The sequence below is a fragment of the Nocardia sp. No.11 genome, assembly GCF_038752175.1.
Classification (GTDB): Bacteria; Actinomycetota; Actinomycetes; order Mycobacteriales; family Mycobacteriaceae; genus Nocardia; species Nocardia canadensis.
The window spans coordinates 1-22,000 of the sequence record NZ_JBCGFB010000102.1 but is presented as its reverse complement, the minus strand read 5'-3'; the positions used below and the strand labels follow the sequence as shown (position 1 = coordinate 22,000).

Sequence of the window (22,000 nt, the reverse complement as noted above, 5' to 3'; positions counted from 1 at the left end):
GCCGCCGACCGGGACGAACGCGGCGCGGCGGGCCGCGAGCACCGCGGTCGACAGGGCGTCGGCGATGCCGATCTGGGCCTCGGCGCCCGCCACCGCCACGGCGTCGATCAGCTGGACCGCCGCCGCTTCCTCGGAACCGAAAAACCTGGTGACGCCCCGCGCGCCGAGCACCAGCAGGCCAGGGCGCAGCACTTCGACACCGGGCACCGTCGCGTCGACCGCGCAGGCGATCGGTTCGAACAGCCGGGCGTCCCGGTCCGGATCGGCCTGGGCGACCACCAGATCGGGGCAGCGCGACTGCGCCTCCCTGCGGGTCACGCCCTCGCGCACACCCTCGGCCCTGGCGATCGCCGACGCCGACACCACCCGGTTCCCGTGCAGCACCGCCACCGGACGATCCGCGGGCACCCCCGCCGCCGCGGCCGCCGCCACCGCGGGCCAGTCCGGACACAGCAACGCCAGCACGCGCTCGGCCCGCGTCATCGGCTGTCCCCGACGCGACGACCGTCGGCGGCCGGATGTCCACCGCTGGTCAGCGTTNGCCGACACCACCCGGTTCCCGTGCAGCACCGCCACCGGACGATCCGCGGGCACCCCCGCCGCCGCGGCCGCCGCCACCGCGGGCCAGTCCGGACACAGCAACGCCAGCACGCGCTCGGCCCGCGTCATCGGCTGTCCCCGACGCGACGACCGTCGGCGGCCGGATGTCCACCGCTGGTCAGCGTTCGCCACCGGCGGGGGAACCGCCCCGGCCGACCGCCGGGACGCGGCTCCGGCGCGGAACCACCGGTCGAGGCCGATGACAGCCTCGGCGCCGTCGCCACTGTCGTCGCGGGCTCGGGGCACACCGTGATCGGTCGAGCCGCCGTGCGGCGGCCCGTGCTCGGCGGGGCCGTCGGGCAGGCGATCGGCGCCTGACCGGATGGCCGCCGCCGGCCGGTCACGACACGGCCTCCCGCAGGTCGGCCGCCGCGCGGGTCTCCGCTTCGCGGGCGAGCCATTCGGTGCGACCGGCCTTGGCGCACAGGTCTATCCGGCCGTGCCGGGGTGGGCCCGCCTTGGCGCTGACGCGCACGTCCAGGCAGACCGAACGCAGGCGGCCGCGGCCCGGGCCGAGACCGCGATAGCCGGTGACGCGGGTGTCCAGGCGCAGCGACGGATTGGTCCAGGTACCGCCCGCGACGACCAGGGTGGCGCCGCGGTTGCGGGCGCGGGCGGCGAGGACCCGGCAGCGGGCGGGTGGGACGGCGACGCCGTCGAGCCCGAGGACGACCAGATCGAGGCCGTCGAGCAGGACGGCGGCCACCTCTCCCGGATCGGGGCCGGGATCGGGGATCACGGCCAGCCGGGACAGCTGCGCGCCCATCTCGGCGGCGGCCAGCAAACCCAGCCGGGGCAGGCCGACCACCGCGGCGTGGCCACCGGCTCCGGTCACCGCGGCGAGCAGACCGGACAGCAGCGAGTGCGCGCCGGTATAGGCGACCACGGCACCCTTGGGCAGGCCACCCTCGGGCAACAGTTCGGCGAGCGGCGCGGGCACCGGCAACAGATCGCGGCGTAATGGCTGTTCACGGGGGATGTGCCCGGCGGCGGACTCGCCCCGGCCCGGTACCGCGGCCATCCGCCTGCGCAGTTCGTCGAGCGTGCGCGCCCGGGCCGCCACCTCGGGCGACAACGCATCCGAACCCATCAACACCACCTACTTCCACGATGGACCCGCGAGCGGAGAACCGCCCGGCACCGGAACGGCAGCACCGTTTCAGCTATCGATCGTATTCGAATATACGTTCGATCGCGACCAGGGTGACACCCACCCCCGCCCCGTGTCCACAGCGGGCCCCCTTATACCCGCGCGTCGTGATACCGGCCAGTCATCGGCATATTCGACTACCCTCGCACCCGTGACCGAACGTGCTCGTCCCCATATCGGCCCCGACTACCTCGTCGCGGGTCGCTACCGCCTGCAGTCGAAATTGGGCGGCGGTGGCATGGGCGCGGTCTGGCTCGCGACGGACCGGTTGCTGAACCGTGAGGTCGCGATCAAGCAGGTGCTCTCCACGGCCGGATTGAGCGAGGCCGAGGCCGAGCGCATCCGCAGCAGCATCGTGCACGAGGGCCGGGTGGCGGCCAAGCTGTCGCACGAGCACGCGATCGCCGTCTACGACGTGGTGATCGAGGCGGGCGAACCCTGGCTCGTCATGGAGTACTTACCCTCGCGCAGCGTGGCCAAGGCGCTCACGCTGTTCGACACGCTGCCCGCGGTCGAGGTCGCCCAGATCGGCGCGCAGGTGGCCGACGCGCTCGCCGCCGCGCACGCCGCAGGCATCGTGCACCGCGACATCAAGCCGGGCAACATCCTCGTCGCCGATCGCGGTCCCGATCTCGGCAAGGCCAAGCTCAGCGACTTCGGCATCTCGCGCGGCGCGGGCGACACCCACGGCGACGACCCGGAAGGCACCATCACCGGCACCCCCGCCTACCTGCCGCCCGAGGTCGCCCGCGGCGCCCAGCCCACCGAGGCCAGCGACGTGTTCTCCCTCGGCGCCACGCTCTACACCGCGCTGGAGGGCCAGCCGCCGTTCGGTTTCGACGACGACGAGAACGATGTCGTCACCCGGGCCGCGATGGGCCGGATCATCCCGCCCAGCCGCAGCGGCATCCTGACCCAGCCGCTGCTGCACATGCTCGAACCGGCCCCGCAGCGCCGCCCGACGATGGCCCAGGCGCGCGACGAGATCCTCACCGCCGCCTTCGGCCCCGGCACCGCCGCCTACATCCTCGGCGTGCCGCTGCGCACCGAGGACGGCACCATCCCGTCCTGGGCCGCCCGCAACTCCGCCAGCGGCCTGCGCAGCCCGCATTCCGCCCCGCTGCCGCGCCCACAGCGCGCCCCGCTGGCCGCCGCCCAGGCACCGGCCCAGCGCAGCGGCAGCTTCGTCGACAACCTGCCCAACGGGGCGCCGCTGGCCATCGGCGCCGGCGTGCTGATCGGCCTGGTCATCCTGATCGCGATCATCATCGCGGTGATGTGATCACTCGATCCGGCGGCGATGGGCCCATCGGGTCAGCGCGTTGCGATTGGACTGCTGGGTCTTGCGCAGCACGTTGGAGGCGTGGGTTTCCACCGTCTTCACCGAGATGAACAGGGTCTCGGCGATCTCGCGGTAGGTGTAGCCACGGGCCAGCAGGCGCAGGACCTCGAGCTCGCGCGGAGTGAGCGAGTCCAGCTCGGGATCGAGCGGCGGCTCGGGCACCGGCGATCGGCCCGTGAACGAGTCGAGGACGAAACCGGCCAGCCGCGGACTGAACACGGCGTCACCCCCGGCGACGCGGCGGATGCCGTCGGCCAGTTCGGCGCCGGAGATCGTCTTGGTGACATACCCGCGCGCGCCCGCCCTGATCACCGCGATCACGTCCTCGGCGGCATCGGACACGCTCAGCGCCAGGCACACCGGGCCGTCGGCGATCCCGGTCAGCACCGCGACACCGCCACCGTCGGGCATGTGCACGTCCAGCAGCACCACATCCGGTGTGGCCGCGTCGATCCCCGCGACCGCCTCGGCCACCGCGCCCGCCTCGCCGACGACCTCCATGTCGGTCTCGCGGCTCAGTTCGGCGCGCACGCCGGACCGGAACACCGCGTGATCGTCGACCAGGAACACCCGAACACTCACTGACAGCTCACTCTCATCCCACCGGCGATCGACTTGTTCTCATCGGTACCACACGACCGTGAATGTCGGTTCGGACCGAGGCATCGGGCCCACGAATATCGCTCGGGGGCAGCCGTTGCGGATCGCTCATGCCTCGGGCGGGAGCGGCGCGTCGGCCGGGGCGGCGTCGGCGGCCGGGTCCGAGGTGCCGGAGTCCGAGCGCGGCATCACGATGCGCACCTCGGTGCCGCGACCGATGGTCGAGTCGATGACGGCGGTGCCGCCGCGGCGTTCGACGCGGGCGCAGATCGACTTCGCGACACCGCGCCGGTCGGCGGGCACGGCCGAGGTGTCGAAACCGGCGCCGCGGTCGCGGACGAAGATGCTCACCTGATGCGGTTCGGTCTCGGCGAACAGGTCGATCTCGGGGACGCCCGCGTGCTTGGCCGCGTTGACCAGCGCTTCCCGGCTCGCGCCGAGCAGCGCGGTGAAGTGTTCCTTCGGCAGGCCCGCGCCGGTGTCACCGGGGTCCATCGCCACATCGCCGACGGTCACCGGGGTGACCTTCACCCCGTGCTGGTCCTCCACCTCACCGGCGATGGTGCGCAGCGCGGCGGCCAGGCTGGACTGGGCGGGGGCGGTGTCGTCGAACAGCCACTTGCGCAGTTCGCGTTCCTGGCTGCGGGCCAGGCGCAGGACCTCCTGCGGGTCCTCGGCCTGCCGCTGGATCAGCGCGAGGGTCTGCAGCACCGAATCGTGCAGGTGCGAGGCGATCTCCTCGCGCTCCTCGTTGCGGATGCGGGCGCCGCGCTCGGCGTTGAGCGCGCGGACCATGCGCAGCCACAGCGGCACCGTCAGCAGGCCCGCGCCGACCAGCGTGACCGCGACCGCGATCAACGCCGATCCGAGCGAACTCAGGTCGATCCTGGCCAGCACCACCACGCCGAGGCCGACCACGATCAGCGTCGCCCCGGCCACGATCCGCGACCAGGTGACCACCGACGGCCGCGCGGGCAGCCCGAACAGCGCGCGAGGTCCGGGCGCGGCGACGTCGTACTCGCGCCAGACCAGCGCGGCACCGACCGCGACCACCACGATCGGGGCGATCACCTTCGCGGCGGTGCCCTGGAACAGCCAACCCACGGTGACCGCGAGACCGAGGCCGAGCAGGGCCAGGCCGATCGCCTGCCTGCGCTCGTCGCCGGTCGGTTTGGCCGCGTCGTTGCCGCCCGGGGTGAAGATCCACAGCAGCCCGTAGGCCACCAGGCCCGCGCCGACCAGGGCCGACAGCAGCACGAACGCCATCCGCACCTTGAACACGTCGACGCCGAGATGATCGGCCAGCCCACCGGCGACGCCACCGACCACCCGGCCACCGGTCCGGCGGACCAGTCGCGGGGTCTCCGGCAGCGGCGGGCCGACGGGCTCGGGGCCCGGCGTCGGCAGCACGCCCGGCCGGTAGCCCCGCGGCACGCCGTACCCCGACGGCGTCGGGTACCCGGCCGGGTAGTAGCCGGGCGCGGGGCGAAACTGCGGCTGCGGGACGTAGGGGTGCGGTGTGCCGTAGACGGCCTGGCCGTTGCCGAGCGCCCGTGCGACGAAGCGCTGCGGGCCCTTCGGGTGCCGGTGTCCGCCCGGGTTCATCGCGGCGCCGGAGCCACCGGGATAGCGGGGTGCGCGGTTCGGCGGCGGGGTGGCGTTGTTCCCCGGTGCGGTGCCGTACCCGCGCGGGGCGACGGGCCCCTGGGCGGCGGCGCGGGCGGGAACAGACGGATCCATCCTTCGATACTGGCACGCTCGCGCGGCCCCCGGCATCGGGAATCTCCCTGATCTTGCCGCTTTCCGCGCCGCCCGGTACGCGTAGGCTGACCAGGTGAAGCAACTGTGAAGCGCCTGACCGTCGGCCTTGTCGCGACCTCCCGCAAGGAAAACGAACACCGGCTGGCGATCCACCCGGCCCATCTGGACCGGATCGATCCGGGATTGCGCGGTCAGATCTTCCTCGAACACGGCTACGGTGACCGGTTCGGCTATCCCGACGAACTCCTCGCGCCCCTGGTCGCGGGCTTTCGCACCCGCGCGGAACTGTTCGCCGAATGCGACGTGCTGCTGCTGGCCAAGCCGCTGGCCGAAGACCTCGAACAGATGCGGCCCGGCACCATCGTGTGGGGATGGCCGCACTGCGTGCAGGACCGGCGGATCACCCAGCTGGCCGTGGACCGCGCGCTGACCCTGATCGCCTGGGAGGCGATGAACCACTGGACCACGGCGGGCAACTTCAGCGTCCACGTCTTCCACAAGAACAACGAACTGGCCGGCTACTGCTCGGTCATGCACGCCCTGCAACTGCGCGGCATCACCGGCGACTACGGGCGTCGCAAGCGGGCGGCGGTGATCAGCTTCGGCGCGACAGCGCGCGGCGCGGTCCGCGCGCTCTCGGCACTCGGCATCAGCGATGTGACGGTGCTGACCCAGCGCAGCGTGTCGGCGGTGGCCTCGCCGTTCGCCTCGGTGCGCATGCAGCACTTCCAGCGCGACCCGGCCGACCCGAGCCGCACGCTCGCGCTGAAGGCGCCCGAGCCGGGGCCGCTGGCCGAAGTGCTGGCCACCTACGACGTGATCGTCAACTGCATGTTCCAGGACACCGAGGAACCGCTGATGTTCGTCACCGAGGACGATCTCGAGCTGTTCGCCCGCGGCACCCTGTTCATCGACGTCTCCTGCGACGAGGGTATGGGCTTCTCCTGGGCGCGCCCGACGACCTTCGCCGACCCGATGTTCACCCTCGGCGCCGATCTGCACCACTACGGGGTCGACCACAGTCCCTCGTTTCTCTGGGATTCGGCCACCTGGGAGAACTCCGAGGCACTGCTCGAGTACGTCCCGATCGTGCTGGCCGGCCCCGACGCCTGGGAGGGCAGCGAGACCATCCGGCGCGCCGTCGAGATCCGCGACGGCCGCGTCCAGAACCCCCGCATCCTGTCCTTCCAGGGCCGTGCCGCCGGGTACCCGTACGCGGTGATCTGACCCGGTTCCGGGCTGTTCGGGGCGGATTCCTGTCCGGACCGGACAACCGGACACAGCACTCTCACCTGCGATTATCGGCTTCAGAGCGGGTCCGTTGCCAGCGTCGGCACCGGACGAATTCCTACCTTGATGACGGGCCGGAAACAGCGGCCCACACACAGGGGAGGAACGTTGAACATCATCACCACCGTGCTGGGCGCCGCCACCATCGCGCTGACCACCGTCGGAATCGCTCCCGTCGCCTCGGCGACACCGATGGCCCCGCACGAGACGACCTATCACGGACCCGCGGGCTTCGAGCTGACCCTCGGCCACACCGAGCAGTCCTACCGGCAGGTGCCCGCGCTCAACGCCATGCCGACCAACCGGGAGGTGTTCCTCGACAACACCGCGTACGTGACGGCGCCCCCGGGGGCGAGCGGCACGCTCGAGTCCGGCTACCTCGTCGCCTGCGCGGTGGACGTGACGCTGTCGGTGGGACTGGACGGCGGGATCTCGGTGAGCGCGGGGGCCACCATCGGGTTCGGCTCGTCGGGACCGGACGCGTCGGCCGATATCGGTCCGTCGATCTCGGCGGGGCTCGATCTGAGCCTGTCGCTGGCGCCCGGCGAGATCAAGAAGATCGATGTGGGGAGCATGCCGCTGGGCACGGGCACCACCTACCTGGTGAACCGTGACTTCCATCTGATGGTCGGCAACTGCGGCGGGCCGCTCAACATCTACTCCTGGGCGACGGTCACCGCGACCACGCCGCAGGTGAGCGCGACCAACTCGGTCTTCGGCGACACCATGTTCCTCTGACCGCATCGGGACCCGGCGGCGCGCCGGGTCCCGATGCGCCAAATATCATTCTCCTCGGTCGTTTTCACCGAACGGGGGGTTCTTTGACCATCGAGGATCAGGAGAGTTCTTCGCCACGTGCGCTTTTCGCGCAGCGGTTCGCCGAACTCTATGCCGCAGCGGGCAATCCGACGCTGCGCCGTGTCGCCTCAGCCACGGAGCGGCGCATGCGCAACACCCAGACCGGCACGCCGTCGGCACAGCGGATCAGTGACTGGAAAGCCGGGCGCAACGTACCCGCCCGCTTCGAATCGCTGCTGCCGGTGATCCTGACACTGGTCGAGCTGACCGAAAAAGCCCAGCATCAACTGCCGCGCAGGCTCGCCGACCCGCACGAATGGCGGCGCCTATGGCAGGAATCGGTGACCTGGACGGCGACGGCGAGCGAGGGCGACACCTGCCCCTACCCTGGCCTGCGGGCCTTCCGGGCCGAGGAGCGCGCGCTGTTCTTCGGACGTGAACAGGCCACCACCGCGTTCGTCGACCTGGTCCGCGCCACCACCGGCATCGTGGTGTTGATCGGCGCCTCGGGCGCGGGCAAGTCCTCGCTGCTGGCCGCGGGCCTGCGCCCGGCCCTCGACCTGCCGTCGGCCACCATGACACCGGGCACGGCACCGACCGCCGGGCTGGCCGCCGCGCTCGGCCCCGACCTCCGGGTGCTCGTCGTCGACCAGTTCGAGGAACTGTTCACCCTCTGCCCGGACGAGGCCGAGCGCTCGGCGTTCCTGACCGCGCTCGCCGAGCTGACCAGCCGCCCGCGTGATCCACTCACCGTGGTCCTGGCGCTGCGGGCCGACTTCTACGAGCGCTGCCTGCACCATCCGATCCTGCGGGACAGCCTGCAGCACAACGACTATCTGCTCGGTCCGATGTCGCTGGACGAGGTCTCGCGCGCGATCACCGGGCCGGCGGCCGCAGCCGGTCTCACCCTCGAACAGGGCCTGGAAGAGCTGGTGCTGACCGAGCTGCGCGGGCTCGGCGCGCACGCCGACACCGACGGCTACGACCCCGGTGCCCTGCCGCTGCTCTCACATGTGATGGCCGCGACCTGGCAGCAGCGCGAGGGCCGCAAACTCACCGTCGCCGGGTATCGCACGGCGGGCGCGGTGGCGGGGTCGGTCGCCGAGACCGCCGAATCGGCGTGGAGCGAACTCACCCCGGCCCAGCAGGACGCCGCCCAGGAACTGCTGGGCTCGCTGGTCACCGTCGGCCAGGACACGCGTGATACCCGCCGCGTCGTCGGCCGGACCGAACTGCTCGCCCGGGGCGCCGATCCCACCGCCGCGGGGCAGGCGCTGGACGTGCTCGCCGCGAGCAGGCTGCTCGCCCTGGACGCGGACTCGGTGCAGTTCTCCCACGAGATCGTGCTGACCGCCTGGCCCCGGCTGCGCGGGTGGATCGACACCGATCGGGTCGGACACCTGGTCCGCCAGCGCCTCGAGACCGACGCCACCGAATGGGAGGCGGCCGCCCGCGATCCCGCGCTGCTCTATCGCGGCACCCGGCTCGACAGCGCGAACGAGCACGCCCGTGGCACCGCGACCAGCCCGCGGGCCCGCGCCTTCCTCGACGCCTCCGGGCGATCGGCCCGGTTCGGCCGGCGCCGACGGGCCGGTGCCGCCGCCGTGGTGCTCGCGCTGCTGGCTACCGGTGTCGTCGCCTGGGACCGCGGCAAGCTCGCCGACCAGCGCACCGCGGACCGCGACTACACCGAGCTGGTCGCCGCCGCCCAGCGGAGCAGGACCAGCGATCCGTCGCTGTCGGCGCAGCTGTCGCTGGCCGCGTTCCGGATGCGCCCCGACCCGGCGAGCAGGACCCAGCTGCTCAACAGCCAGGAACTGCCGCTCGCGACCACGATTCCCGCCCATGACCAGCAGATCGACACCCTGGTCGCCCGCCCGGCGGACGGGCTGCTGGTCTCCATCGATCTCGCCCGCCATGCCCGCTTCTGGGACACCACCGACGCGCGGCGACCGCGACGAATCGCATCCGATTTCGCCGTCCCCATCGATGTGCTGGCCTTCGTCCCCGGCGGCACCGGCGCGGTCACCAACGGGCCGTCCGGCGTGCAGTGGTGGGACTTCGCACGGCCGGAGGCACCGCGGCTGCTCCAGACCCTCACCCCCGGTCGGCGGCAGTCGATGGCGGTCAGCCCGCGCGGCACCCACCTCGTCGAGTCGGACGCGACGACGGTGACGTTCTGGTCCCTCGGGGAGCGGCCTGGTCCCGTACGCCGCATCGAGCTGCCCGGTGACGGCTCCGCGCACGTGCAATCGGTCGTCGAGTTCAGTCCCGACGGCGCCCTGCTCGCGATCGGCAGACTCGTCTTCGACACCGGGGCGCCCGATGTGGTGCAGCTGTGGGATGTCCGCGATCCGGTGACGGCACGGCCGGTCGGCGCCCCCATCGTCATCCCGGGCAGCGATCATTTTCGCGACCTCGCGTTCAGCCCGGACGCCACGATGCTCGCCGTCGGCACCTACGGATCGGCCGAGGCCGCGGGCCCGCAATCGAGCCGGGTGGAACTCTGGCAGGTCACCGACCCCGATCGCCCACGTCGCTACGGCTCGCCCTTCCGGGTCGACAACGACGTCCTGCACTCGATCGCCTTCACCGGGCACGGCACCGGGCTCGCGACCAGCTCCGCCGAAGCGGGCCGGTTGTGGAACATCATCGATCCGGCCCAACCGGAGCCGGCCGGACCCGCGCTGGCGGTGAGTCCCGGCCCCTGCCTGCAGGCCGTCGCCTCGGTCTGTGACAGCGGCCCGCGCTCGCTCATCGAGCTGCCCGGCACGTCGACGCTGGCCGGCGCGGGCAACGACGGATCGCTGCGCCTGTGGACGATGCCCCGATCGATGGTCACGACGGCACCGCATTCGTCGTTCACGCCCGTGTTCGATCAGGCGGGCGACCGGATGGCCGTGCTGTCCGCCAGCGGGTCCCTCGTGGTCTGGGACACCAGCGATCCCCGACGCCCGGTCCGGGTGACCACGATCGCCGGTGCGCCCGGCCGGTCGGACCCGGCGCTGAGTTCCGACGGACGCACGCTCTCGGTCCACGACCGATACGGCGCCCAGCGACTCGTGTTCGCCCTCGACGATCCAGCGGCCCCGCGCCCGCTGGCACCGTGGCCCGCCGACGACACCACGGAATCGATCGTCGAGGGCGACCGGATGATGGTGATCCACGGCTCCACGCTCCAGCTGTGGGACGTCACCGATCGGGCCGCACCGGTGCGCCGGGGAGCACCGCTCACCGCGACACACGGGCAGTTCTCCTCGGGCCGCTTCGCCGCCGACGGCGACCGGCTCGAGACCATGTCCTACGACCCCGGCGACAGCGCGCAGCCGTACCTGCGCCAGATCTGGAGCCTGGCCGACCCGGACCATCCACGACTGATCGGCACCGTGGACGCCCACGCCACGACCACCTTCCAGCCGTCCCAGCTGCTGCCCGACAACCGCACGATGATCGTGACGGAGTTCGACAACTTCCGGCTGTGGGCGGTCGCGGAGCCCGGATCGATCGCGCCGCTCACCGACCCTATCCGCACCGAGATGTCCCCGATCATCTCGCTGTCCACCGCGATCGGCGGCGACAGTCTGGCCCTGTCCAGCGATGACGGGACCACCGTGCTGTGGTCCATCGAGGACCCGCGCGCACCCCACAAGGGCGTCGGCCCGATCGGGCCCGCCGACGGACGCAATCGCCGGGTGGTCGTGCATCCCGACGGCGAACAGCTGGTCGTGATCACCGACAACGGCCAGCTCGGCGTCTGGGAGCTGGACCCCGAGCAGGTCGCCGCCCGGATCTGCGCGGCCACCGGCGACGCGCTCACCGAACCCGTCTGGCACCGTCAGGTCCCGAACGTCTCCTACCGCCCACCCTGCGCCTGACCGGGGAACCCGGGCAAACCTCAGGGTTCACCCCGATGTGCGAAAGGACTGGTCGAGCACACCATGGAGGACATGAGCAGAACGAGCTTCGGTGACCAGATCCAGCAGATGTGGCATACGCGGCCCGTCCGGCTGCCGCGGCAGGGGCCGATCGCCGGCGTCGCGGCCGGGTTCGGGCTCCGCTACGGCGTCGATCCGGTGCTGCTGCGGGTGGCGTTCGTGGTGTCGACGATCTTCGGTGGCGCGGGCATCGTGCTGTATCTGCTCGCGTGGCTGGTGCTCAGCTCCGCGGGGAACGAGGCGTCGGCGGCCGAGGCGCTGACCGATCACGCGCGCGGCACGCACTCGCAGACCAAGACGATCGTGTTGATCGTCGCGCTGGCGATCGCGGTCTCGACCATGGGGCCGGTGGGGCTCGGGATGGGCGGCTCCGGGGTGGTCAGCATGGGACTGATGCTGGCGGGCTGGTGGATGCTCTACATCCGACATCCCGAACTGCCCAGCGGTTTCGACACCGTCCGCGCCGAATCGCTCGGCACCGCGGGCTATCCTGCCGCGGGCTACCCGACCGGCGTGCCGGTGCGCGGGTACCCGTACGTCCCGGACGTGCCGCCGACCGGGATGTACACGCCCTACACCAAGCTGCCGGACGCCTACGCCCCCGATCCGGCCACGACCGTGCTGCCCCGCGAGGAAACCCGCACCGACGCAGCCGAATCCACGCCCCTGCTCCGGGTCGACGCCACCGAGACGATCGTGCTGCACAAGGACGTCGCACCGGCCACCGACGAACCCGGCCCCACCGACGTCGCGCACGCGTCGGATTCGGCGGACGTAGTCGACGCGGTCGCGACGAGCGAATCCGCCGCGGCCGCAGCGGTAGACGACACGACGAACCCACCCGCCGACATGGACACCGCCACCTCGACGCCCGCCAGCACGGCCGAGCCCGACGCAGCGGATGCCACGCCGCGGGCCGCATCGACCGATCTCGTCCGCCCCGTGGACGATTCGAGCGATCCCACGACGACCATCGATCTCGACAAGCGCGACGCCGGATCGGCCGAGGTGGCGACACCCGCGCCGATCCAGTACCACGGGCTCGGCGCGACCGCCGCCCTCCGCACGGACCTCCCCTCGCCCACACCGGGTTTCCCGCGCAGCGGCGCGCAGGTGCCCAGCGGCATCGATCCGCTCGGCATCGCGCCGCTGGCCTGGGAGCTCCCCGAGGCGGCACCGCGCTACGCCGTGGCGGTGCCGCCCCCGCCGCCGAAGAAGCCGCGGTCGCGGCTCACCCCGGTCACCATCGGCCTGGCGATCCTGGCGGCGGCGTTCGCCGGTGCGGCCGCGGCCTCGGGCGTCGAATGGATGACCCCGGCGCGGATCGCGGCCGTCGCGCTCGCGGTCGTCGGGCTCGGGCTGATCGCGGGCGCGTTCCTGCGGCGCGGCTACGGACTGCTGGTACTGACCGCCCCGCTGGCCGGGTTCGTCCTGCTGGCCTCGCTGATCGGGCCGATCGACTTCGAGAACGGCGGCGCCATCGGCGATCGCGTCTGGGCGCCCACCTCGGTGTCGGAACTCCAGCCCCGCTACGCCCTCGACATCGGTTCGGGCACTCTGGATCTGCGGGGCCTGAACCTCACCGAATCGCGCAGCGTCGAAGTCGCGGTGAACATCGGTGACGCGAAAGTGCACCTGCCCGAGGGGATGACAGTGAACACGACATGTGACATCCGGGTGGCCGACGCGACCTGCGTCGAAGGTCTGAGCGGCCCGAAAACCCCGGGCGCCCCGGTCCTGGACCTGCACATCAAGATGCACCTGGGTGACGTGGAGGTGACCCGTGGCTGACCCGACCGGCACCGAACCCCGCCGACCGGCGTTCTCCCTGCTCTGCACCGGACTGATCGCCCTGGCCCTGAGCGTCTGGGCCCTGCTCGGCGCACCGACCCCCGACAGCGGCGGCATCCTGCCGATCGGCTGGGGCGTGGTGATCGCGGCGATCGTCATCGGCCTGATGCTGACGATCTCCCCGCGCGGCAAACGACACTGACGAAAGCTCACCGAACACCGAGATACGACAATGGCCCGTCACCGTGACGGGCCATTGTCGTCGGAGGACACACGGCAATGGACGATTCCCGATCCGATCGGCAGCCCACTCCGCTGGCGAAGGCGCTGCCGCCGACCACCCATCGGCCGCCCGGCGGCTTCCTCCTCGGCAGGCTGCTGCTCACCCAGGTGGCGCCGCCACGGCGACCGGCCTAGCGCCCTACTCCCATTCGATGGTGCCCGGCGGCTTGCTCGTCACATCGAGCACCACGCGGTTGACGTCGGACACCTCATTGGTGATGCGCGTGGAGATGCGCTCGAGCACGTCGTAGGGCAGGCGGGTCCAGTCCGCGGTCATCGCGTCCTCGCTCGACACCGGGCGCAACACGATCGGGTGACCGTAGGTGCGGCCGTCGCCCTGCACACCGACCGAGCGCACGTCGGCCAGCAGCACGACCGGGCACTGCCAGATCTGCTTGTCCAGGCCCGCGGCGGTGAGTTCCTCGCGGGCGATGGCGTCGGCCTGGCGGAGCAGGTCGAGCCGATCGGCGGTCACCTCGCCGACGATGCGGATGGCCAGACCGGGGCCAGGGAAGGGCTGGCGGGCAACGATTTCCTCGGGCAGGCCCAGCTCGCGGCCGACCGCGCGGACCTCGTCCTTGAACAGCAGGCGCAGCGGCTCGACCAGGTCGAACTCGAGGTCGTCGGGCAGGCCGCCGACATTGTGGTGGCTCTTGATGTTCGCGGTGCCGGTGCCGCCGCCGGATTCGACGACGTCCGGGTACAGGGTGCCCTGCACCAGGAACTCGACCTTCGGCGCGGTCCCCGCGGCCGCGCCCTCCTCGAGCACGATGCCCGAGACCGCGTCCTCGAAGGAGCGGATGAACTCGCGGCCGATGATCTTGCGCTTCTCCTCCGGGTCGGAGACGCCCTTCAGCTCGCCCAGGAACTTGTCCACCGCGTCGACGGTCACCAGCTTGGCGCCGGTCGCCGCGACGAAGTCCTGCTGCACCTGCTCGCGCTCGCCGGCCCGCAGCAGACCGTGGTCGACGAACACGCAGGTGAGGCGGTCACCGATCGCGCGCTGCACCAGCGCGGCGGCGACGGCGGAATCGACACCGCCGGACAGACCGCAGATGGCGTGGCCGTCGCCGATCTGCGCGCGCACGTCCTCGATCAGGGCCTCGGCGATGTTGGCCGGGGTCCACTGCGCGGGGATACCAGCCAGCTCGTGCAGGAAGCGGCTCAGCACCTGCTGCCCGTGCGGCGAGTGCAGCACCTCCGGGTGGTACTGGACGCCGGCCAGGCGGCGGGCGCGATCCTCGAAGGCGGCGACCGGGGCGCCCGCGGTGGTGCCGGTGACCTCGAAGCCCTCGGGGGCGTCGGTCACGGCGTCACCGTGGCTCATCCAGACCGGCTGGATGGTCGGCAGGCCGCCGTGCAGCACGCCACCGTCGATGTTGAGCTCGGTGCGGCCGTACTCGCGGGTGCCGGTGTGGGCCACCGTGCCGCCCAGGGCCTGCGCCATCGCCTGGAAGCCGTAGCAGATGCCGAACACCGGCACGTTCAGGTCGAACAGCCGGGCGTCGAGCTGGGGCGCACCCTCGGCGTACACACTGGACGGGCCACCGGACAGGATGACGGCCAGCGGCTGCTTCTCGGCGATCTCCTCCACCGTCATGGTGTGTGGAATCACCTCGGAGAACACGCGCGACTCGCGCACCCGGCGGGCGATCAGCTGGGCGTACTGTGCGCCGAAGTCGACGACGAGGACCGGTCTCTGAGTTTCTGCCACCGGGACAGTTTAGTGACGCCGCACGAGGGCCGAGCAGCGGGCATCGGTGCGCGCACACGCGTTGGGAGAACATTGCGCAATCCCCGGTCGGGCTGGCTATCCTCGTGCTCGTGCCATTCGCCCGCGCGATCGATGCCGACATCTACTACGAGGACAGCGGTGGCACGGGGCCGGTGGTGTTGCTCGCCCACGAATTCTTCATGGACCGCACCATGTTCGCCGCGCAGCAGGCCGTGCTGGCACCCGAATTCCGGATCGTGGCCTGGGACGCGCGCGGACACGGCCGCACCAAGGATCAGCGGTTGCCGTTCACGTACTGGACCGCCGCGCGCGACGCACTGACGGTCCTCGACGACATCGGCGCCGAGCGCGCCGTGGTCGGCGGCACCGCGCAAGGGGGATTCACGGCGTTGCGGACCGCGCTGGTCGCGCCGGAGCGGGTCGCCGCGCTCATCCTCATCAGCACCGAGGCGCACGGGCCGACCAGGGAGCAGTCCACCGCGACCCAGCGCTTCCTCGACGAGTGGCACGACAAGGGCTCGCGCGAGGAAGCGGCGGGCCGCCTGGCCGACTGGCTGATCGGCGACGACGATCAGCATCGCGACGTGTGGACCAAACGCTGGGTCAGCGACGCCCACAACGGCCTCGACGCCGCCGTCGGCTGCCTGCTCGGACGCGACTCCGTGCTGGACCGGCTGCGCGAGATCACCTGCCCCGCACTGATCATCCACGCCACCCACAGCGGCATCGCGGGCACGCGCGCCCGCACGCTGGCCGACGGGCTCACCGCCTCCACCTTCATGGAGATCGATGGCGCCCGGCTGGCCGTCACGATGACCCACCCGGAACCGGTCAACGCGGCGATCGCACGGTTCCTGCGGGAAAGGGTCGCCCTGACCCCCGTGCGCTAGCGGACGCTGAGCCCGACCTTCTGGAATTCCTTGAGGTCGGAGTAGCCGGCCTTGGCCATCGAGCGGCGCAGGCCACCGACCAGGTTCAGCGAGCCGAACGGGTCGTCGGAGGGGCCGTAGAGCACGCGCTCGAGGTTCGGGCGGGTCACCGTGCCGTCGGCGCCGTCGAGCCAGGACTCGTCGACCGGCAGGAACGAGCCGCGCGGCACCGAGGGGTGCGCGGTCGCCGAGGGCCAGTACCAGCCCCGCCCGGGCGCCTCGGCCGACACCGACAGCGGCACACCGAGCATCACGGCGTCGGCGCCACAGGCGATCGCCTTGGCGAGCTGGCCGGAGGTGGCGACGTCACCGTCGGCGATGACGTGCACGTAGCGGCCGCCGGTCTCGTCGAGGTAGTCGCGGCGGGCCGCGGCGGCGTCGGCGATCGCGGTCGCCATCGGCACGCCGATGCCGAGCACCTCGCCGGTGGTGGTGGCGCCCGGGTAGGAGCCGTAGCCGACGATGACGCCCGCGGCGCCGGTGCGCATCAGGTGCAGCGCGGTGCGGTGGTCGCTCACGCCACCGGCCACGACCGGCACGTCCAGCTCGGCGATGAAGGTCTTCAGGTTCAGCGGCTCACCGTCGCCCACATGCTCGGCGGAGATGATGGTGCCCTGCACCACCAGCAGGTCGACCCCGGCCTGCACCAGCGCCGGGGTCAGCGCCCGCGCGTTCTGCGGGCTGACCCGCACCGCGGTGGTCACGCCCGCGGCGCGCACCTGCGCGACCGCGGCCGCGAGCAGATCGGGCTGCATGGGCGCGGCGTGTAATTCCTGCAGCAGGGAGATCGCGCGTTCGTAACCCCCCTTGTCGACGAGATCGATCAGCTGATCGACCTTGTCCTGGACGTCGGCGTGCCGGGCCCACAGGCCCTCACCGTTGATCACCCCGAGGCCGCCGAGGCGACCCAGCTCGATCGCGAACTCCGGGGAGACCAGCGCGTCGGTCGGGTGCGAGAGCACCGGGATCTCGAAACGGTAGGCGTCGAGCTGCCAGGCCAGCGAGACCTGCTTGGACGAGCGCGTCCGCCGCGAGGGGACGATGTCGACGTCGTCGAGCTCGTAGGTCCGCCGCGCGACCCTGCCCATTCCGATTTCCACCATGTCACGCACAGTCACGCTCTGCTTTCTGAGCGCGGGCGCGCTCGAGTTCGCGGCCCCCTGGGGGCCGCCGGTCGGTCACCGCGGCTTGCTCCTGCGTCGCCGACGCCGCGGCGCCTGGCCGGCGGCCCGGCCGCGAACCGGCCACTGCGTGGCCGCCGCTCCTCGAGGTCGCGGGTGCGGGGAACGTTGGTGTTGGAAGGCCGACAACATCTCGACGCCAGCCTTCGCTGTTGGTCAGCGGACCGCAAGCCCCTGCCAGGTGCGAGTTGCCCACGTGTTTGTGCGCCGGAGGTCGGCCCTCCGGCGCACAAACGCAGCTATTGTACTCAGCCGCGCCCGGTGTAGTTCGGGGCCTCGACCGTCATGGTGATGTCGTGCGGGTGACTCTCCTTGAGGCCCGCCGCGGTGATCTGCACGAACTGCGCGTTCTGCAGGTGCTCGATGTTCTGCGAACCGGTGTAGCCCATGGCCGCGCGCAGGCCGCCGACGAGCTGGTGGATCACCTGGTTGACCGGGCCACGGAACGGCACGCGTCCCTCGATGCCCTCGGGGACCAGCTTGTCCTCGGCGAGCACGTCGTCCTGGAAGTAGCGGTCCTTGGAGTACGACTTGGCCTGGCCGCGTCCCTGCATGGCACCGAGCGAACCCATGCCGCGGTAGCTCTTGAACTGCTTGCCGTTGACCAGGATCAGGTCACCGGGGGCCTCGGCGGTGCCCGCGAGCAGCGAGCCGAGCATCACGGTGGAGGCGCCGGCCGCGATGGCCTTGGCGACGTCACCGGAGTACTGCACGCCACCGTCGGCGATGACCGGCACACCGGCGGCCTTGCACGCGGCGACGGCCTCGAGGATCGCGGTGATCTGCGGGGCGCCGACACCGGCGACCACGCGGGTGGTGCAGATCGAGCCGGGACCGACACCCACCTTGACAGCGTCGACGCCCGCCTCGACGAGCGCCGCGGCGCCCGCGCGGGTGGCGACATTGCCGCCGACGATCTGGATCCGGTCGCCCACCTCGGCCTTGACCTTGGCGACCATCTGCAGCACCTGCGACTGGTGACCGTGCGCGGTGTCGACGATCAGCACGTCGACCCCGGCGTCGCCCAGCGTCATCGCGCGCGACCAGGAGTCCTCGCCGACGCCGATCGCGGCGCCGACCAGCAGCCTGCCGTCGCGGTCCTTGGTGGCGTTGGGGTACTGATCGGTCTTGACGAAGTCCTTGACCGTGATCAGGCCGCGCAGGCGGCCGTTGCCGTCGACGATCGGCAGCTTCTCGATCTTGTGGCGGCGCAGCAGACCCAGCGCGGCCTCGGCGGTGACGCCCTCCTGGGCGGTGATCAGCGGCGCCTTGGTCATCACCTCGTCGACGCGACGATCCTGATCGACCTCGAAACGCATGTCACGGTTGGTGATGATGCCCACCAGCGCGCCGGTCTCGTCCACCACGGGCAGACCCGAGATGCGGAACCGGGCGCACATGGCGTCGACCTCGGCGAGGGTGTCGGTGGGACGACAGGTGACCGGGTCGGTCACCATGCCCGCCTCCGACCGCTTCACCGTCTCCACCTGGGCGGCCTGATCGGCGGCCGAGAGGTTGCGGTGCAGCACGCCCATACCACCGGCACGCGCCATCGCGATGGCCATGCGGGCCTCGGTGACGGTGTCCATGGCCGAACTCACCAGCGGGGTGCGCAGGGTGATCTCCCTGGTGAGCCTGCTGGAGGTCTCGACGGAACTGGGGATGAGATCCGAGGCGGCAGGCAGCAACAGCACGTCGTCGAACGTGAGGCCGAGCATGGCGATCTTGGTCGGATCGTCGCCACCCGTAGGAGGGCGCACCGCGATTCGTTCGCCCGACACGGGATTACTCATTCGGATCGACCCCTCCTGGTCGTCGGTAGCAACCGACGCCGATAGATGCAGCGCGACGGTGCTGAGCGGAAATGATTGATGGTCGGTGAGAACAAGCTCGCCGACGCCTGCATTCCATGGTATCCGGCGGGCGAACACGCCTGTGAAGTGAGCCCCGCGGCAAACTTGCCCGGTGCATCGCTGGCGCAGACCACCAAGTACTGCGTACCGTGGGGATGTGCGTGACCATCTACCACCTGGCCTGCCGCCGGATCCCTTCGCCGGAGACCCCTCCGACCCGTCTGCCGCGCTCGATGCGATCGAGCCCGGTGAGCCGCTGGATCCTCATGAGCGCCTCGCGGTCGAGGAAGATCTCGCCGACCTCGCCGTCTACGAAGCCCTGCTGGCCCATCGCGGCATCCGCGGGCTCGTCGTCAGCTGCGAGGATTGTCGGCAAGATCACTACCACGACTGGGACATGCTGCGGGCGAACCTGCTCCAGCTACTCGTCGACGGCACCGTCCGTCCGCACGAGCCCGCCTACGACCCGACGCCCGAGGCGTACGTCACCTGGGACTACTGCCGCGGCTACGCGGACGCCTCGATGAACGAGGCGTTCCACGGCGACGGATTCGACGGCTTCGACAGCTGAGCCGTCCGCTGGGCGCCGCTCCCCCGCTCCGGTCACGCGTGCGCGGGGGACGGATGCCGCACGGCATCGACAGACACCAACGACGAAGGCCCCGAACCTGAGGTTCGGGGCCTTCGTCGTCAGAACGCGACGATCAGGGTGACGGCACCGCGGGCGGTGCGGGCAGGATCGTCATGGCCGGCGGCGTCTGCAGGGTCGGTGGCACCGTGGGTGGCACCGGAGCGGACGTCGGGACCACCGTCGGCACGGTGACCGGCGGTGGTTCGGCGATGGTTGTCTGCGGGGTGGTCGGGTCGACCGTCACCGGGGGTGGTGTGGTCGGCACGGTGGTCACCGGCGGCACCGTGGGTTCGACGGTGACCGGTGGGACGAGCGGCTTGGTCTCCGAACCCGGACCCGGCGTCTGCAGGATCACCGGCGGCTCCGAGGACGGGTCGGCGGTACCACCGGGACCGGTCGGCGCCACCGGAGCGGTGCTGCCCGGGTTGGGGGTCGGCGAGGCCGGCGACGGTGAGGTGGGCTTGGTCTGTCCGGGTGAGGTCGGCGCCGACGGCGCCAGCTGGGCGGCGATCTCCGGCGCGCGCTTGGCCAGCTCGTCACGCAGCAGGTTCCAGCGGGCGACCAGATCCTCCCGCTTGCCCGGGTCGTTGACCTGGCTCGCGGTGGCCGAAGCCTGTTCCAGCCGGGCCCGCGCCTGCTCCGGGTTACCGGCGTCGAGCAGGTTCTGCGCGGCGACGAGATCGTCGTCGGCACGTGCCACGACGGTCGACTGCGCCTGCTCGCTGAACACGACCTCCTTGACGCGCCACAGCGGATCGCCGGGTGCCGCGCTGTAGGAGAACGCTGTGATGCCGCCGAAGACCACGGCCAGTGCCGCGGCCGCGCCGAGAATGGGTCGTACCAGCCGTAGACGTCCGCGCGAGGAAGCTCCGACTCGAACCTGCCGCGCGCCGATCTCCTGATTGACCGCCGCGAACACGGTGTCCAGATCAGGACCCGCGGGCATCGGCTCGGCCAGCAGGTCAGCTCGCCAATCCGCGAGCAACGACGCCAGCTGGAACTCCTCGGGGCTGTCGGTACGCACCGGTCCGTCGCTCGCGATCGCGTCGATCAGCGCATCATCGCTGCGCACCGCCGCGATGTCGACCGGACCGGAATCACCGGCATCCTCGGCGGCGTAGGGACCGCTGTCGTGCGACCCACGCCAAACCTTCCGGTCGCCTCGACCGCGCTCGCCATCCCTAGCCATACATTTCACCTGCCCTCGCCACTTGTGACTTCAGTTTCGCGAGTGCCCTGTGCTGGGCTACTCGTATCGCCCCCGCCGTGCTGCCCACGGCGACTGCGGTTTCCTCTGCTGACAGACCCATGACCAAGCGCAGGATCAGGATTTCCCGATGTTTCTCGGGGAGTGTTGCCAGCAGAGTGTTCATCTGCCTGCTCGTCTCCGAGTCGAGAGCTCGCTGCTCCGGTCCCTGGTCGGTGGATATGACATCTGGTACTTCGGCCATCGCCTCCGCCTTGTTACGGGCGGCGTTGCGATGGGCGTCGGCGACCTTGTGCGAAGCGATGCCGTAAACGAAGGCCATGAAGGGCCGACCCTGATCCTGATAGCGGGGCAGGGCGGTCATCACAGCCAAACAGACCTCTTGCGCAACATCATCCGCGGAGAGCTGCCCGCGCTCCGCGGCCCCGATCCTGGCCCGGCAGTAGCGGACTACCAGCGGACGGATCAGTTCCAGTACCTGAGCTAAAGCAGTCCTGTCGCCCTGCGCAGCCGCAGCGACGGCGAGGTCCAACTCTTCGCCCATATGCGTCATCGTCAGAGATTTTCCTGGCGTTACGAGTGGCGCGGTCCAATGTGACCGAGCTTCCACCGAAGGGGCGGAACGGGACTAACAATAGCGACCCGTTGATCACCCGCTAGCGGGCCTGGCCCCTTCTATGAGACCTCTCAGGAAGATCACCGGGGAGGGGTCACCAGGACGGCGCCGTGAAATCCCCACCCCATGCGCGGATTCGGGCCGCATGATCTGCGGCTTCGGCTGCGGCGGCCCGCGACTCGGCCTCCGCGCACACCCCGGCACGCAGCAGCGCCGTGGCCCAGCGCAGGGGCAACAGGCCGTGTTCGCGGCACTCGTCGTCGACCGCGCGGGCCCGTCGCGCCGACCCGTCCAGGTCG

Annotated in this window: 17 protein-coding genes and 2 pseudogenes; 9 read left to right on the top strand and 10 right to left on the bottom strand. The window is 71.3% G+C overall.

The window, feature by feature from the left end:
• Together V8688_RS24435 and V8688_RS24430 are read right to left on the bottom strand one after the other, a co-directional pair.
• A pseudogene (locus V8688_RS24435) lies at positions 1–483 on the bottom strand (DNA polymerase Y family protein); the annotation flags it as partial.
• A 457-nt stretch (positions 484–940) separates the two neighbouring features.
• Entirely contained in the window at positions 941–1,690 is a 750-nt protein-coding gene (locus tag V8688_RS24430; protein ID WP_342801776.1) for a hypothetical protein, read from the bottom strand.
• Between the two features lie 211 nt (positions 1,691–1,901).
• On the opposite strand from V8688_RS24430, the gene V8688_RS24425 reads away from it, so the two are divergent.
• Positions 1,902–3,032 (top strand): serine/threonine-protein kinase, encoded by a 1,131-nt coding sequence (locus V8688_RS24425; protein WP_218717327.1) that lies wholly within the window; start codon positions 1,902–1,904, stop codon positions 3,030–3,032.
• Here the strand turns inward: V8688_RS24425 and V8688_RS24420 are convergent, their stop codons facing one another.
• Together V8688_RS24420 and V8688_RS24415 are read right to left on the bottom strand one after the other, a co-directional pair.
• Positions 3,033–3,680 (bottom strand): response regulator transcription factor, encoded by a 648-nt coding sequence (locus tag V8688_RS24420; RefSeq protein ID WP_342801777.1) that lies wholly within the window; start codon positions 3,678–3,680, stop codon positions 3,033–3,035. It abuts the gene before it with no gap.
• A 120-nt stretch (positions 3,681–3,800) separates the two neighbouring features.
• Complete coding sequence (locus V8688_RS24415; protein WP_255587391.1) at positions 3,801–5,297, bottom strand: PspC domain-containing protein; 1,497 nt, start codon at positions 5,295–5,297, stop codon at positions 3,801–3,803.
• A 240-nt stretch (positions 5,298–5,537) separates the two neighbouring features.
• Here V8688_RS24415 and V8688_RS24410 point away from each other — a divergent pair, with 240 nt between their 5' ends.
• From V8688_RS24410 to V8688_RS24385, 6 genes are all read left to right on the top strand, one after another.
• Positions 5,538–6,680 carry a N(5)-(carboxyethyl)ornithine synthase gene (locus V8688_RS24410; protein ID WP_218717326.1) on the top strand — a complete coding sequence of 381 codons (1,143 nt, stop codon included), beginning with the start codon at positions 5,538–5,540 and terminating at the stop codon, positions 6,678–6,680.
• Between the two features lie 171 nt (positions 6,681–6,851).
• Positions 6,852–7,481 (top strand): MspA family porin, encoded by a 630-nt coding sequence (locus tag V8688_RS24405; RefSeq protein WP_218717325.1) that lies wholly within the window; start codon positions 6,852–6,854, stop codon positions 7,479–7,481.
• A 206-nt stretch (positions 7,482–7,687) separates the two neighbouring features.
• Positions 7,688–11,416 (top strand): NACHT and WD repeat domain-containing protein, encoded by a 3,729-nt coding sequence (locus V8688_RS24400; protein WP_218717324.1) that lies wholly within the window; start codon positions 7,688–7,690, stop codon positions 11,414–11,416.
• Positions 11,417–11,488: 72 nt separating this feature from the next.
• Positions 11,489–13,267: a PspC domain-containing protein gene (locus V8688_RS24395; RefSeq protein WP_342801775.1), complete on the top strand. Its 1,779-nt coding sequence runs from the start codon at positions 11,489–11,491 to the stop codon at positions 13,265–13,267.
• The gene (locus tag V8688_RS24390) at positions 13,260–13,469 is read left to right on the top strand and encodes a hypothetical protein (RefSeq protein ID WP_218717322.1); all 210 of its coding nucleotides are present in this window, start codon (positions 13,260–13,262) and stop codon (positions 13,467–13,469) included. Before V8688_RS24395 ends, V8688_RS24390 begins: the two co-directional genes overlap by 8 nt.
• Positions 13,470–13,546: 77 nt before the next feature.
• Positions 13,547–13,684, top strand: a complete 138-nt coding sequence (locus tag V8688_RS24385; protein WP_218717321.1) for a hypothetical protein — start codon at positions 13,547–13,549, stop codon at positions 13,682–13,684.
• Positions 13,685–13,688: 4 nt separating this feature from the next.
• Here the strand turns inward: V8688_RS24385 and guaA are convergent, their stop codons facing one another.
• Entirely contained in the window at positions 13,689–15,263 is a 1,575-nt protein-coding gene (gene guaA / locus V8688_RS24380) for a glutamine-hydrolyzing GMP synthase (RefSeq protein ID WP_218717320.1), read from the bottom strand.
• Positions 15,264–15,373: 110 nt separating this feature from the next.
• On the opposite strand from guaA, the gene V8688_RS24375 reads away from it, so the two are divergent.
• Entirely contained in the window at positions 15,374–16,174 is an 801-nt protein-coding gene (locus V8688_RS24375; RefSeq protein ID WP_342801774.1) for an alpha/beta hydrolase, read from the top strand.
• Here V8688_RS24375 and V8688_RS24370 read toward each other — a convergent pair.
• Both V8688_RS24370 and guaB read right to left on the bottom strand, forming a co-directional pair.
• Positions 16,171–17,325 carry a GuaB3 family IMP dehydrogenase-related protein gene (locus V8688_RS24370; RefSeq protein WP_218717349.1) on the bottom strand — a complete coding sequence of 385 codons (1,155 nt, stop codon included), beginning with the start codon at positions 17,323–17,325 and terminating at the stop codon, positions 16,171–16,173. The two genes, V8688_RS24375 and V8688_RS24370, sit on opposite strands and share 4 nt — an antisense overlap.
• A gap of 317 nt (positions 17,326–17,642) precedes the next feature.
• A complete protein-coding gene (gene guaB / locus V8688_RS24365) occupies positions 17,643–19,187 on the bottom strand; it encodes an IMP dehydrogenase (protein ID WP_305082650.1) in 1,545 nt (514 codons plus the stop codon).
• A 217-nt stretch (positions 19,188–19,404) separates the two neighbouring features.
• Between guaB and V8688_RS24360 the strand changes: the two genes are divergently transcribed.
• Positions 19,405–19,818, top strand: coding sequence for a DUF5319 domain-containing protein (locus V8688_RS24360; protein WP_011207424.1), 414 nt, complete (start codon positions 19,405–19,407; stop codon positions 19,816–19,818).
• 133 nt (positions 19,819–19,951) lie between these two features.
• Here the strand turns inward: V8688_RS24360 and V8688_RS24355 are convergent, their stop codons facing one another.
• From V8688_RS24355 to V8688_RS24345, 3 genes and pseudogenes are all read right to left on the bottom strand, one after another.
• Positions 19,952–21,067 (bottom strand): anti-sigma-D factor RsdA, encoded by a 1,116-nt coding sequence (locus tag V8688_RS24355; protein WP_218717318.1) that lies wholly within the window; start codon positions 21,065–21,067, stop codon positions 19,952–19,954.
• Positions 21,060–21,638, bottom strand: a complete 579-nt coding sequence (locus V8688_RS24350; RefSeq protein WP_110037079.1) for a sigma-70 family RNA polymerase sigma factor — start codon at positions 21,636–21,638, stop codon at positions 21,060–21,062. Before V8688_RS24350 ends, V8688_RS24355 begins: the two co-directional genes overlap by 8 nt.
• Before the next feature lie 157 nt (positions 21,639–21,795).
• Positions 21,796–22,000: pseudogene (locus V8688_RS24345) on the bottom strand (hypothetical protein); the annotation flags it as partial.